The following is a 13568-nucleotide window of genomic DNA, read 5'->3' on the forward strand; positions in this document are numbered from 1 at the left end:
TTTCCGTTTCGACTGCGCCGGAAGTGGGGCGAATTATAGACCGTTACAATTCGCCGTCAAGCGCTTATTTCAGCTTTACTCGGATTTGAGCGTAATGCGCGCAAATGCCTTCTTGCCAGCCTGGCAAACGTGGGTTGCGCCCAGTACGTATATAAAGGTGCGATCAACCACTTCACCATCTATACGCACACCACCGGAATTGAGCAGGTCACGCGCCACTGCCGAATTCTTCACCAGGCCTGCCTTATTAAGGACGGCTGCGATCGGCATGTCTTCAGCTGCGGTCAATTCGATTTCAGGCAGGTCATCCGGCAACTCGCCCTCTTTCATCCGGTTGCCTGCAGCACGATGGGCATTGGCCGCCGCTTCTTCGCCGTGGAAACGCGCAACGATCTCCTCGGCCAGCTTGATCTTGATGTCACGCGGATTAGCGCCCGCTTCGACGTCGGCACGCAAGGCATTGATCTCATCCATCGAGCGGAAGCTGAGCAATTCGAAGTAGCGCCACATCAGCGCATCAGGAATCGAAACCAGCTTGCTGTACATCACGCCCGGTGCTTCCTGGATACCCACGTAGTTGCCCAACGACTTGGACATCTTCTTCACGCCATCCAGACCTTCCAGCAGCGGCATGGTCAGGATGCACTGAGGCTCCTGCCCGTAACCCCGCTGCAACTCACGCCCCATCAGCAGGTTAAACTTCTGATCAGTACCGCCCAACTCCACATCCGCGCGCAAGGCAACGGAGTCATAGCCCTGAACCAGCGGGTACAGGAACTCATGGATAGCGATTGGCTGGTTGGTGGTATAGCGCTTGTCGAAGTCATCGCGCTCGAGCATGCGAGCCACAGTGTATTGCGACGTCAGGCGAATGAAATCCGCCGGCCCCATCTGATCCATCCAGGTAGAGTTGAACGCCACTTCGGTCTTGGCCGGATCGAGGATCTTGAACACCTGGGTCTTGTAGGTCTCGGCGTTGTCGAGAACCTGCTCGCGCGTCAGCGGCGGACGCGTGGCGCTCTTGCCGCTCGGATCGCCGATCATCCCGGTGAAGTCACCTATAAGGAAGATCACCTGATGCCCCAGCTCCTGGAACTGGCGCAGCTTGTTGATAAGCACCGTGTGACCCAGGTGCAAATCCGGCGCAGTCGGATCGAAGCCGGCCTTAATACGTAGCGGCTGGCCACGCTTGAGCTTTTCGATCAGCTCGGACTCGACCAACAGTTCTTCCGCACCACGTTTGATCAGCGCTAGCTGCTCTTCAACCGACTTCATAACAGACCCGCAAGGCTCGAATTCAAAGGGAACCAACCATACAAGATCACGGGTCAAATACAAAGTTTGGCCGGCGCAATGACGCCAATCCGCCGGCAGAGTGACCGCGGACTTGCTTCAAGGATGATTTGGTTATATTTTATACAGTTATTTCATCTTCATCATGTCATTCATCTTTTCCAATTCATCTTTTTCAAAGTCAAAAATTACCTATGACCAAAGAATCGTCTAAAGCGCCACCGCTTTACCCGAAGACCCATCTGCTCGCTGCAAGCGGTATCGCCGCCCTGCTGAGCCTGGCACTTCTGGTATTCCCTTCCAGTGATGTAGAAGCCAAAAAGACAACCCTGAGCCTTGAACTGGAAAGCCCTGCTGAACAACTGACACAAGATCAAGACGCCGCAGAAGCCGTTCAAGCCACAAATGAAACCGCCGCTTCGCCTTTCGCACAGATCGACAACAGCGCTGAACAGCCCCAGGAAACCGCTCAAGCCGAGCCCGCGCCCGCGCCAGTGGTTGAAGAAAAGAAAGCGCCAACCCATCGGGAAGTGATAGTTGCCAAGGGGGACACGCTGTCCACCCTGTTCGAGAAAGTCGGCCTGCCCGCCACTTCCGTGCACGATGTTCTGGCCAGCGACAAGCAAGCCAAGCAGTTCAGCCAGCTCAAGCGCGGCCAGAAACTCGAATTCGAACTGACCCCGGACGGCCAGCTGACCACTCTGCACAGCAAGGTCAGCGATCTCGAAACCATCACCCTGACCAAGAACGACAAGGGTTATGCCTTCAACCGTGTTACCGCCAAGCCGAGCGTGCGCTCTGCCTACGTCCACGGCGTGATCAACAGCTCGCTGTCGCAGTCTGCCGCTCGCGCCGGCCTGTCCCACAGCCTGACCATGGACATGGCCAGCGTATTTGGCTACGACGTCGACTTCGCCCAGGATATTCGCCAGGGCGACGAGTTCGATGTGATCTACGAACAGAAAGTCGTCAACGGCAAGGCCGTGGGCAATGGCCCTATCCTCTCTGCGCGCTTCACCAACCGTGGCAAGACCTATACCGCTGTTCGCTACACCAACAAGCAAGGCAACAGCAGCTATTACACGGCTGACGGCAACAGCATGCGCAAGGCGTTCATCCGTACTCCGGTAGATTTTGCGCGCATCAGCTCCAAGTTTTCCATGGGCCGCAAGCACCCGATCCTGAACAAGATCCGTGCGCACAAGGGTGTCGACTACGCCGCCCCTCGCGGCACGCCGATCAAGGCCGCCGGTGACGGCAAGGTATTGCTGGCCGGTCGTCGCGGCGGCTACGGCAACACGGTGATCATCCAGCACGGCAACACTTACCGTACGCTGTACGGCCACATGCAAGGCTTCGCCAAGGGCGTGAAGACCGGCGGCTCCGTCAAACAGGGCCAAGTCATCGGCTACATCGGCACCACCGGCCTCTCCACTGGCCCGCATTTGCACTACGAATTCCAGGTCAATGGCGTGCACGTCGATCCCCTGGGCCAGAAAGTCGCGATGGCCGACCCGATTTCCAAGGCCGAACGCGCACGCTTCCTGGCCCAGAGCCAGCCGCTGATGGCCCGCATGGACCAGGAAAAATCCACCATGCTGGCTTCGAAGCGCTAAGCCATGACGCTCTACATAGGCGTGATGTCTGGAACCAGCCTGGATGGCCTGGACATCGCGCTGGTGGAGCTGGACCCGGCGATCAATCTGATCGCCACCCACTACATCCCCATGCCCGACCCCTTGCGCTGTGAGCTGCTGGCGTTGTGCGCCAGTGGCCCCGACGAAATAGCCCGCTCGGCAATTGCCCAGCAAAACTGGGTCAAGCTTGCGGCGCAGGGCATTGCCACCCTCCTCGCTGAACAGAACCTGCAGCCTGCAGATATCCGCGCGATCGGCAGTCACGGCCAGACCATTCGGCACGAACCGGCGCGGGGTTTCACGGTACAAATCGGCAACCCTGCCCTGCTCACCGAGCTGACCAACATTACCGTAGTCAGTGATTTTCGTAGCCGTGACGTAGCGGCTGGAGGTCAAGGTGCGCCGCTGGTTCCCGCTTTCCACGAAGCGCTATTTGAAGAACAGCCTGGCAACCGCGCAGTCTTGAATGTCGGCGGCTTTAGTAATCTGAGCCTGATCGAACCCGGCAAAGCGGTATCGGGTTTCGATTGTGGCCCGGGAAATGTGCTGCTGGATGCCTGGATTCACCAGCAACGCGGCGATAATTACGATCGTGATGGCCAGTGGGCGGCCAGCGGCAAGGTTGAACCAGCGTTATTGCGGGCCTTGCTGAGCGATCCATTCTTCGTGACCCAAGGCCCGAAAAGTACCGGGCGCGAGGTGTTCAACCTGCCATGGCTGACACAGCATCTGTCCCGGCTGACGGCATTCGCTGCACAAGACGTGCAGGCAACGCTGCTGGAGCTCACGGCACTGACCATCGTCGAGTCGCTGCAACAGGCGCAATCGGCGACTCGGGAACTGCTGGTCTGCGGAGGTGGCGCGCATAACCTCGCATTGATGGCACGCCTGGCCAGCCTGCTGCCGGACGCAACAGTCAGTAGCACCGGCGCCTATGGCGTAGATCCTGACTGGGTCGAGGCCATGGCTTTCGCCTGGCTGGCTCACTGCTGCCTTGAAGGCATCGCAGCCAATCGCCCTAGCGTCACCGGCGCTCGCGGCTTGCGCGTGCTTGGCGCCATCTATCCCGCCTGACCATCCACCGAATCCCGCACAGCAAAACGCCGCACAACCCAATGGGAGTGTGCGGCGCTTGATTTGGAATCGACGTGCGATCAGATCGAGAACGAAGAACCGCAACCACAGGTGGTCGAGGCGTTCGGATTCTTGATCACGAAGCGCGACCCTTCCAGCCCTTCCTGATAGTCGACCTCGGCACCCGCCAGGTACTGAAAACTCATAGGATCCACAACCAGGCTGACACCTTCGCGCTCGACGATGGTGTCGTCATCGGCCACTTCTTCATCGAAGGTGAAGCCGTACTGAAAACCTGAACAACCGCCGCCCGTAACAAATACGCGCAGCTTCAAGCGATCATTCCCCTCTTCATCGACCAGGCTCTTCACCTTGTGCGCAGCACCGTGGGTAAATTGCAAAGCCGTGGGGGTGAAGGATTCGACGCTCATGCTAACTATCTCCCGGCGTTACGCCGCCATAATGCGTGATGACGGGCATTATCCGCTTCTCCTAGAAAATTGGTCAACTATTGTTACGGTATATCAATCACACCTATTGTCAGACCAGAATGCAAAAAGGCCCGCTTTACGGGCCTTTTTGCCGATCAAGGGAAGGCGTTACGGCAGCATGCCCGCGTGGGACAGGCCCAGGCGCTCATCGAGGCCGAACAGGATATTGAGGTTCTGCACCGCCTGACCGGAGGCCCCCTTCACCAGATTGTCGATGACCGACAACACCACGACCAGATCACCATCCTGCGGACGATGCACCGCGATACGGCAGACATTCGCGCCGCGCACACTGCGGGTTTCCGGGTGGCTGCCAGCGGGCATTACATCGACGAACGGTTCGTTGGCATAGCGCTTTTCGAACAGCGCCTGCAGGTCGACGGAGCGATCGACAACCGTTGCATACAGCGTCGAGTGAATACCGCGAATCATTGGCGTCAGGTGCGGAACGAAGGTCAGACCGACTTCCTTGCCCGAGGCACGACGCAGGCCCTGGCGAATTTCCGGCAAATGACGGTGCCCTTTGACGGCGTAAGCCTTCATGCTTTCCGAGGTCTCGGAGTACAGCGAACCGACTGCAGCCCCACGACCGGCTCCGCTGACACCGGACTTACAGTCGGCGATCAGGCGAGAGGTGTCGGCCAGACCGGCTTCGAGCAGCGGCAGGAAACCCAATTGGGTAGCGGTCGGATAGCAACCCGGCACCGCGATCAGGCGCGCCTGGCTGATTTGCTCGCGGTTAACTTCCGGCAGACCGTATACCGCTTCCTCAAGCAACTGCGGGGCACCGTGAGGCTGGCCGTACCACTTGGCCCACTCATCTGCGTCCTGCAAGCGGAAGTCTGCCGACAGGTCGATGACCTTGGTGCCCGCCGCCAGCAACTCGCCAGCAAGGGCGTGCGCGACACCGTGGGGCGTGGCAAAAAACACCACGTCGCAGGCGCCCAGGGTCTTGATGTCCGGAACGCTGAAGGCCAGGCCGTCGTAATGACCGCGCAGGTTGGGATACATATCAGCCACGGCCAGACCGGCCTCGGATCGGGAAGTGATCACTGCCACTTCAGCTTGCGGATGCTGTGCCAACAGACGCAGCAGTTCGACACCGGTGTAACCCGTGCCGCCGACGATACCGACCTTGACCATAAACCTGCCCTCAACGAACCCACTGGAAAGCCGACGATAATAGGGCCCGTATCGTTCTGCGACAACCGGCAAGGTGACGTGCGGGCGCTCAAGCCTCTACTATTCGGGCTACCGTGAACCTGGGAATAACTAAAAATGCTTTATCTGTGGCTCAAAGCGCTTCATATCGTCAGCATGGTCTGCTGGTTTGCCGGCCTTTTCTACTTGCCGCGCCTGTTCGTGTATCACGCGCAAAGCGAGGACACCGTCAGCAAGGAACGCTTCAGCCTGATGGAACGCAAGCTGTACCGCGGCATCATGGGCCCGGCGATGATCGCCACGCTGGTCTTCGGTGTCGCTCTGATCTACCTCAACCCCAGCATCTTCACCCAGGGCGCCTGGATTCACGCCAAGCTCACGCTGGTCGTGTTGCTGATTGGCTACCACCACATGTGCGGCGCCCAGGTGAAACGTTTTGCCCGTGGCGAAAACACCCGCAGCCATGTCTTCTTTCGCTGGTTCAATGAAGTGCCGGTTCTGTTATTGCTGGCTATCGTAATTCTGGTAGTGGTTCGGCCGTTCTAAACTCAACAGACACAACTCACCGGGGTACTTCCAATGTCGCTGCCCGCTTTGCTCGAACAACGTCTGCGCCTGCCTGTTGTGGCGGCGCCGATGTTCCTGATCTCCAATCCGCAACTGGTGCTGGCCTGCTGCAGAAATGGCGTGGTTGGCAGTTTTCCAGCTCTGAACCAGCGCGAAAGCAGCGGCTTCAAGGCGTGGCTGGAAGAGATCGAAGCGGGCCTGGCGGTTCTGGACAACCCGGCGCCTTACGCAGTAAATCTCATCGTCCACAACAGCAACCCCAGGCTGCAGGCGGATCTGCACATTTGCGTCGAGCATAAAGTGCCGATCGTGATTACCAGCCTGGGCGCGGTCAAGGAGTTGGTAGACGCGGTTCACAGCTATGGCGGCCTGGTGTTTCACGACGTGACGACCCGTCGTCATGCCGAGAAAGCTGCCGAGGCAGGAGTGGACGGCCTGATCGCGGTAGCGGCCGGCGCCGGGGGCCATGCCGGAACATGGAGCCCGTTCTCGCTGATTGCGGAGATCCGCCAGTTCTTCGACAAGACGCTGCTACTGGCTGGCTGCCTGAACCACGGCCACGAGGTCCTCGCCGCGCAACTGCTGGGGGCTGATCTCGCCTATTTCGGTACACGGTTTATCGGTACGACCGAAAGTCATGCGCCTGAAGCCTATAAACAAATGCTGCTGAACTCCCGGGCGGCGGATATCGTCCATACTCCAGCCGTGTCGGGCGTGCCGGCCAGTTTCATGCGCCAGAGCCTGGAAGCGGCCGGATTCGATACCGCGGCTTTGCAGGGCAAGGGCGAAGTGAACTTCGGTGCCAAACTGAAGCCGATCAGCGACGAAGCCAAGGCGTGGAAGACGGTGTGGTCCGCGGGCCAGGGCGTTGGTGAAATCGACGACCTGCCAAGCGTGGATGAACTGGTGGCACGCCTTGATGCCGAATACCGCAAGGCACTGGAACTGGCCTCGACGCTGCCCAAACGCTGGCCACGATGAGCCCCCACCCGCCTCCTCAATGACCACTCGCGACAAGGATGCCTCGCAATGAGCGAAAACCGTTTCAAGATCATGTTCGACGGCGCTCTGCTGCCAGGCGTTGACATCACCACCGCCAAGCTCAACCTTGCCCAGCTGTTCAAGAGTGATGTAGCTGCCATCGAACGGCTGTTCAGCGGCCGACCGGTTGCGCTCAAACGCGACCTGTCGCACTCCGATGCCCAGACCTATCTGCAGGCACTGGCAAAAACCGGCATTGATGCACGGATCGAAAGCGAACCTTCGATCGAGCTGAACCTGTCTGACGTCCAGGAACGCGCCCCTGCGCCAGCCTTCGTCCAAGATCCGCAATCACCTTACGCGCCCCCGCACGCAGCAGTCGGTGAAACGGTGACGGGGTTCGCCCCACTCAAACCGTTCAGCTTCCAAGGTCGTATCGGTCGCTTGCGCTTTCTCGCCTGGACGATGGTACTGACGTTGGTGACACTTGGCCTGGGCACCCTATTGGCGCTCACAGGCCTGGCCGTCTTCAGTGCAGACTCGAGCGGCGGCCTGATTCTCGCCGGTCTGCTGGCTTTCGTCCTGATCGCCGCGCTCGGGTTCGTGAGCATTCAGTTCAGTGTCCAGCGCCTGCATGACATTGGTTGGTCGGGCTGGCTGTGGCTACTGAACCTGGTGCCTTTTGTTGGCAGCTTCTTTCCTTTCGTCATGATGATCATGCCGGGCAACACTGTCGCCAACCGCTATGGTGCTCCGCCTCCGCCCAACAGCAACGCTGTCAAAGTCCTGTCTTGCTTGTGGGTGGTCTTTATTGCCCTGGTTTTCATCGGCGGCCTGGCCGGTGGCCTCTCGGCCATTCAGGATGAGTACCAGAACGCGACCCAAAGCGCTTATGAAAGTGACTCCGTCAGCCCCTCCGAAATCGAAGATCAAACCGAAGTGGAAACAGAGCCGGTGCCGAATTCAGCTGACGATGCAGCCGAAGAAGCCCAGCCACCTGTAGACTCTGCGAAAGAATGAACAGCACTCCCCGCCGGTGACACCCGCGTCGCGGGTGCGGAGCTGTTGCGATGGAGAATTGCATGACCCGTTACGCTCTGATCACTGGTGCCTCCAGCGGTATCGGCCTGGCGATGGCCGAAGCGCTGGCCCGGCGCGGCCGTAGCCTGCTCCTGGTGGCCCGACAGCGTGATCAGCTGGAAAGCATTGCCATTGAACTGACTCAACGTTTTGGCGTGGAGGTGCTTTTTCGCGCCTGCGACCTGGGCGAGCCATTGCGGCTGTCCGGTTTCCTGCTGGAGCTTGAAGAAGGCGACCGGCAGATCGACCTGCTGGTGAACTGCGCCGGCATTGGCACCTGCGGCCCGTTCCTCGCACAGGACTGGATGACCGAGCAGGACCTGATCGAAGTGAACATCCTGGCGATGACTCGCCTGTGTCATGCCATCGGCAATAGCATGGCGCTGCACGGTGGCGGGCAAATCCTCAATGTGGCATCGGTCGCAGCCTTCCACCCAGGCCCCTGGATGAGCACCTATTACGCCAGCAAAGCCTACGTACTGAATTTCTCCGAAGGGTTGCGCGTAGAACTGAAGAAGTGTGCGATCCAGGTTTCGGTGCTTTGCCCTGGCCCTACCCGTACCGGATTTTTCCGCACGGCCCAACTGAACACCGACAAGCTGAACAACACCCGGCTGACAATGAGCCCCGAAGAAGTCGCGCTCTATACCGTTCGCGCCCTGGAAAAAAATCGCGCGATCATCATCCCGGGGCGACGCAACCGCTGGCGGGCCTTCCTGCCGCGCCTGGGTTCACGCTGGCTCAACCGGACAATCGCGGGCATGGTCAACAAGGCCTATTGCCCGCGCTGATACCCTGCAAGGTAAAACCCTGGGCCCGGACTAGCTCCGTGGGTACACTCAGGCCAGACCAAACAACGGAGAAAACAGCTGTGGATACTCTGTTCACCAAGATCATCAACCGGGAGATCCCGGCCAGGATCATTTACGAAGACGACCAGGTTCTGGCCTTCCACGACATCGCGCCACAGGCACCGGTGCATTTCCTGGTGATCCCGAAGAAGCCGGTGCGCACCCTCAACGACCTCACCGAGGAAGACAAAACGCTGGCCGGGCACATCCTCTTCACCGCCCAGCGCCTGGCACTGGAACTGGGTTGCGAGAAGGGTTTTCGCGTCGTGATGAACTGCAATGAAGATGGCGGGCAGACCGTTTATCACATCCATATGCACGTACTGGGTCAACGGCAGATGACCTGGCCGCCGGGCTGATCGGTGGGAGCAAGGCTTGCCCGCGACGGCATCCTCGAGACTGCCATCGCGGGCAAGCCTTGGATCCACAGAATCACCGGTATCAAAGGTATAGGTTCTGCCCCTCCCTCAAATGACCCAACGCAAACCTTCCCCGGCCGATTCGGTTAAACTGGCCGCCGAGATTCTTCCCGGAGGTCAGCATGACTACCCAACGTCACTACTCGCCCATTGACCGTCTACTGCTACAAGCCGATGCTGCCATGCGTACCCTGCTGCCCTTCAGTGGCCAGCCGTACCGCCCATCGCCCGCTATCGTGCAACCGGATGTGCAGATGAGCGACGAAGACACCCGGCATGTCGCCGGCCTGATGCGCATCAACCATACCGGCGAAGTCTGCGCCCAGGCGCTGTACCAAGGCCAGGCCCTGACCGCCAAGCTGCCGCACGTGCGCGCTGCCATGGAACATGCTGCAGAAGAAGAGATCGATCACCTGGTCTGGTGCGAACAACGCATCCACCAGTTGGGGAGCCACACCAGCATCCTCAACCCGCTGTTCTACGGGATGTCGTTCGGTATTGGCGCAGTGGCCGGTTTGATCAGCGACAAGGTGAGCCTGGGCTTCGTTGCCGCCACCGAACACCAGGTGTGCAAACACCTGAACGAACACCTTGAGCAGTTGCCGGCCGAGGACGAAAAGTCCCGGGCGATATTGCAGCAGATGCGCACTGATGAAGAACACCACGCGGAAAGCGCGCTGGATGCGGGCGGGTTTCGTTTTCCGGCGCCGGTGAAGTTCGGGATGAGCTTGTTGGCCAAGGTGATGACCAAGAGCACCTACCGGATCTGATCTGCTCCCACAAGAGCGCTGCATCAGCCAGAGGTGTGCGGAAACCATAAAAAAGGCGACTACCGTGAGGAAGTCGCCTTTTTTTGTACCCGTAAATCTTAGGTCGGCATGTTGCGCGCGTAGAAGATTTCCAGCATTTCGTGCTTCACACGGTCGGTCACCTGGGCGCGTTGCTCAGAGGACAGGCTGTTGGTGGCATCGCCGAACAGATAGTTATCCAGTTCGAAGTTCTTCAACAGCATTTTGGTATGGAACAGGTTTTCCTGGTACACGTTCACGTCGGTCATCTGGTAACTGGCGCGGGTGTCTTCGGAGAGGTAGTTCTGGATCGAGTTGATCTCGTGGTCGATGAAGTGCTTCTTGCCCTCAACGTCACGGGTGAAGCCGCGCACACGATAATCCACGGTCACGATGTCCGAATCGAACTGGTGAATCAGGAAATTGAGCGCTTTAAGCGGTGAAATGACGCCACAGGTCGACACGTCAATGTCTACACGGAACGTTGCAATACCGTCATCCGGATGGATTTCCGGGTAGGTGTGCACCGTGATGTGGCTCTTGTCGAGGTGGGCCAGGATAATTTCAGGCAACGGCCCCGGAGACTCTTCGATCTGGCTGTCGGTCGGGGTGACCGGCTCTTCCGAGATCAGAATCGTGACGCTGGCACCCTGGGGTTCATAGTCCTGACTGGCAATGTTCAGGATGTTGGCACCAATGATATCGACAACTTCAGTGAGGATCTGCGTCAGGCGCTTGGCGTTGTACTCTTTATTGATGTACTCGACGTAAGCCTGTTGGTCTTGCGGGGTTTCCGCGTAGCAGATGTCATAGATGTTGAAGCTCAAGGTCTTTGTCAGGTTATTGAACCCGTGGAGCTTGAGTTTGCTTTTCACCGTTAAAAACTCTCTATGTATTGCGGCCCGGGCCGCGTGATCAAGCATGCCCGTCAGATGCGAACAACGCAGCTGCGTAGGACGGTTAACACCTCTTCGCGATGGCGATTTTGGTTGTCTGTTCGGGTGAGTGGCCTGTCGGCAGACGGTCCACGACCCTGAAAAAAGTGGCGCATTATGCAGACGTCAGCTTGGGATCGCCAGAGTCTGCACTGCATTTATGATAGTTGAATGTCGATTCAACCGAGTTCGATGATTTCGTAGTCGTGGGTGATGGCCACGCCCGCCGCCCCGAGCATGATCGAAGCCGAGCAATATTTCTCTGCTGACAGCTCGATGGCACGCTTGACCTGAGCCTCTTTGAGCCCGCGGCCCTTGACCACGAAATGCATGTGGATCTTGGTGAATACCTTTGGATCCTCAATGGCGCGCTCGGCCTCGAGGAAGGCTTCGCAGCTTTCGACCGCCTGGCGCGACTTCTTGAGAATGCTGACTACGTCGAAATTGCTGCAACCGCCGACGCCCAGAAGGAGCATTTCCATCGGCCGGACGCCCAGATTACGGCCGCCGGCATCGGGAGGACCGTCCATGACCACGACATGACCGCTGCCGGATTCGCCGAGGAACATGGCTTCGCCAGCCCATTGGATGCGTGCCTTCATCGCCCAGACTCCACTACATAAAAAAGGGTCGCCAGCTTAGCACAGGGCCCGTGGTTGACAGCGTTCACCTGTGCAGGACATAACCACAGGCCCCAGGCAAAATCTCGAAAACTGCAGAAAGTGTCTGTTATGCTGGCGCCAAATCGCTGGCGCCTTGCCAGACCTGAAGCGAACAACAAGATCGTCCGATCGCGGCCAGAACTGTCGTCAGCTCCTGCACATAAATCCAACTTACCGCGCAGTCTTTTCGGGATACAACCATGGTTGCTATTGCCCCCACCCCCAAGATCAAGAACCTCGACAAGCTGCTCATGCACTGCCAGCGCCGTCGGTATCAGGCCAAGAGCAACATCATTTGTGCCGGCGACCGCTCCGATACCCTGTTCTTCATCATCAAGGGCTCGGTCACGATCCTGATCGAAGACGACGATGGCCGCGAGATGATCATCGCGTACCTGAACTCCGGGGACTTTTTCGGTGAGCTGGGCCTGTTCGAACAGGCCGGCCAGGAGCAGCAACGCAGCGCCTGGGTGCGGGCGAAGATTGAATGCGAAGTCGCGGAAATCAGCTATGCGAAATTTCGCGAATTATCCCTGCAGGACCCAGACATTCTTTACGTGCTCAGCGGACAGATCGCCCAGCGCCTACGCAATACCACCCGCAAAGTCGGTGACCTGGCCTTCTTCGACGTGACGGGCCGCGTCGCGCGCTGCCTGCTGGAACTGTGCAAGCAACCGGACGCCATGACTCATCCCGACGGGATGCAGATCAAGGTAACCCGTCAGGAAATCGGGCGGATTGTCGGGTGCTCCCGGGAGATGGTCGGTCGCGTGCTCAAGGATCTGGAAGAGCGCAACCTGGTAAACGTCAAAGGCAAGACCATGGTGATCTTCGGCACGCGTTAACCGCCGAACATCTGCTTGAGCATTTGCCGGTAGAGTTGGTCCAGTCGCATCAATGCTTGCGGTGCGGCGAATTTCTCATGCAATGCAATGTGGCTTTCGGCGCGTACTCGCTGCTCCAGGCCACAGGCTTGATTAAAACGATTGACCGCAGCCACCATGGATTCGCGCTGGTTATCGAGCAGCAACGCCCCATGCACCAGGCCGACCGGCCGCGTACCACCCTTGCTTTGCCGCCAGCGTTGAGCGGTGCCAACCATTTTCCGACCGTCCAGGTTGACGTTGAAGCGACCATCACAGAATGCGCCTTCCACTTCACCGATGGACGACGCCCCGCCCAACTCATCCAGCAACTGACAGATAGGATCGCAGAGGCGGCGATAGGCTGTTTCGATACGGTTCTGGTCACCCTCGCTGCGCGGTGGAGCATAAACCAACGCAATGTTGATCGTGGCAGCGGACTGCGGCACGGGCTCGCCTCCGGTTTCACGCAACAAGACTGGCCAACCGGCGGCAGCGGAAACTTCGCAGGCGGATTCGAACTGAGGCAGCCGATTGAGACGACGCGGCATGACCAGCGCCTGATCATTGGGCTGCCAGAACAGCAGGCCGAATTCCGATTCACCGGTGCAGATCTGCGCCAGCAGGTCCTGTTCGGCGAGCAAGCCGGCTTCTACAGAATGAGAGATTGGCTGGGGCATGGATGACTCAGCAAGACATGACGTCTGTGGGGTTCTTGATGGCCTCTTCGCGGGCAACCCCGCTCCCACAGGGATTGGGTTGCCTA

General features: G+C 58.7%; 15 protein-coding genes. 9 read left to right on the forward strand and 6 right to left on the reverse strand.

Annotation, left to right across the window (positions count from 1 at the left end; all coding sequences use genetic code 11):
- Nucleotides 1-75: 75 nt before the first annotated feature.
- Entirely contained in the window at nucleotides 76-1275 is a 1200-nt protein-coding gene (tyrS, locus tag HYI44_RS19050; RefSeq protein ID WP_045060002.1) for a tyrosine--tRNA ligase, read from the reverse strand.
- 212 nt (nucleotides 1276-1487) lie between these two features.
- Between tyrS and HYI44_RS19055 the strand changes: the two genes are divergently transcribed.
- Both HYI44_RS19055 and HYI44_RS19060 read left to right on the forward strand, forming a co-directional pair.
- Nucleotides 1488-2909, forward strand: coding sequence for a peptidoglycan DD-metalloendopeptidase family protein (locus HYI44_RS19055; RefSeq protein ID WP_122841274.1), 1422 nt, complete (start codon nucleotides 1488-1490; stop codon nucleotides 2907-2909).
- 3 nt (nucleotides 2910-2912) lie between these two features.
- A complete protein-coding gene (locus HYI44_RS19060) occupies nucleotides 2913-4004 on the forward strand; it encodes an anhydro-N-acetylmuramic acid kinase (RefSeq protein WP_225570202.1) in 1092 nt (363 codons plus the stop codon).
- Nucleotides 4005-4084: 80 nt separating this feature from the next.
- Here HYI44_RS19060 and erpA read toward each other — a convergent pair whose 3' ends face one another.
- Together erpA and argC are read right to left on the reverse strand one after the other, a co-directional pair.
- The gene (erpA, locus tag HYI44_RS19065; RefSeq protein ID WP_007947969.1) at nucleotides 4085-4435 is read right to left on the reverse strand and encodes an iron-sulfur cluster insertion protein ErpA; all 351 of its coding nucleotides are present in this window, start codon (nucleotides 4433-4435) and stop codon (nucleotides 4085-4087) included.
- Between the two features lie 168 nt (nucleotides 4436-4603).
- The gene (argC, locus tag HYI44_RS19070) at nucleotides 4604-5638 is read right to left on the reverse strand and encodes an N-acetyl-gamma-glutamyl-phosphate reductase (protein WP_045059999.1); all 1035 of its coding nucleotides are present in this window, start codon (nucleotides 5636-5638) and stop codon (nucleotides 4604-4606) included.
- Between the two features lie 135 nt (nucleotides 5639-5773).
- Here argC and hemJ point away from each other — a divergent pair, with 135 nt between their 5' ends.
- From hemJ to coq7, 6 genes are all read left to right on the forward strand, one after another.
- Nucleotides 5774-6202 (forward strand): protoporphyrinogen oxidase HemJ, encoded by a 429-nt coding sequence (hemJ, locus tag HYI44_RS19075; RefSeq protein WP_045059998.1) that lies wholly within the window; start codon nucleotides 5774-5776, stop codon nucleotides 6200-6202.
- A gap of 33 nt (nucleotides 6203-6235) precedes the next feature.
- Nucleotides 6236-7204, forward strand: a complete 969-nt coding sequence (locus tag HYI44_RS19080) for an NAD(P)H-dependent flavin oxidoreductase (protein ID WP_225570203.1) — start codon at nucleotides 6236-6238, stop codon at nucleotides 7202-7204.
- 48 nt (nucleotides 7205-7252) lie between these two features.
- On the forward strand, nucleotides 7253-8224 hold the full coding sequence (locus HYI44_RS19085; protein WP_225570204.1) for a DUF805 domain-containing protein: 972 nt from the start codon (nucleotides 7253-7255) through the stop codon (nucleotides 8222-8224).
- 62 nt (nucleotides 8225-8286) lie between these two features.
- On the forward strand, nucleotides 8287-9075 hold the full coding sequence (locus tag HYI44_RS19090) for an SDR family NAD(P)-dependent oxidoreductase (protein WP_225570205.1): 789 nt from the start codon (nucleotides 8287-8289) through the stop codon (nucleotides 9073-9075).
- Nucleotides 9076-9155: 80 nt separating this feature from the next.
- Nucleotides 9156-9494 (forward strand): histidine triad nucleotide-binding protein, encoded by a 339-nt coding sequence (locus tag HYI44_RS19095; protein WP_045059994.1) that lies wholly within the window; start codon nucleotides 9156-9158, stop codon nucleotides 9492-9494.
- A 182-nt stretch (nucleotides 9495-9676) separates the two neighbouring features.
- A complete protein-coding gene (gene coq7, locus HYI44_RS19100; protein ID WP_045059993.1) occupies nucleotides 9677-10324 on the forward strand; it encodes a 2-polyprenyl-3-methyl-6-methoxy-1,4-benzoquinone monooxygenase in 648 nt (215 codons plus the stop codon).
- A 98-nt stretch (nucleotides 10325-10422) separates the two neighbouring features.
- Here coq7 and speD read toward each other — a convergent pair whose 3' ends face one another.
- Complete coding sequence (gene speD, locus HYI44_RS19105) at nucleotides 10423-11217, reverse strand: adenosylmethionine decarboxylase (protein WP_122841271.1); 795 nt, start codon at nucleotides 11215-11217, stop codon at nucleotides 10423-10425.
- A gap of 239 nt (nucleotides 11218-11456) precedes the next feature.
- Nucleotides 11457-11879, reverse strand: a complete 423-nt coding sequence (locus tag HYI44_RS19110) for an OsmC family protein (RefSeq protein WP_225570206.1) — start codon at nucleotides 11877-11879, stop codon at nucleotides 11457-11459.
- Nucleotides 11880-12139: 260 nt separating this feature from the next.
- Between HYI44_RS19110 and crp the strand changes: the two genes are divergently transcribed.
- Complete coding sequence (crp, locus tag HYI44_RS19115) at nucleotides 12140-12784, forward strand: cAMP-activated global transcriptional regulator CRP (protein WP_045059990.1); 645 nt, start codon at nucleotides 12140-12142, stop codon at nucleotides 12782-12784.
- Here the strand turns inward: crp and HYI44_RS19120 are convergent.
- On the reverse strand, nucleotides 12781-13482 hold the full coding sequence (locus HYI44_RS19120; protein ID WP_122841270.1) for a biotin/lipoate A/B protein ligase family protein: 702 nt from the start codon (nucleotides 13480-13482) through the stop codon (nucleotides 12781-12783). The two genes, crp and HYI44_RS19120, sit on opposite strands and share 4 nt — an antisense overlap.
- Nucleotides 13483-13568: the final 86 nt, after the last annotated feature.

Origin of the sequence: Pseudomonas sp. Y24-6, assembly GCF_020295325.1 — a bacterium.
Taxonomy (GTDB): Bacteria; Pseudomonadota; Gammaproteobacteria; order Pseudomonadales; family Pseudomonadaceae; genus Aquipseudomonas; species Aquipseudomonas gregormendelii.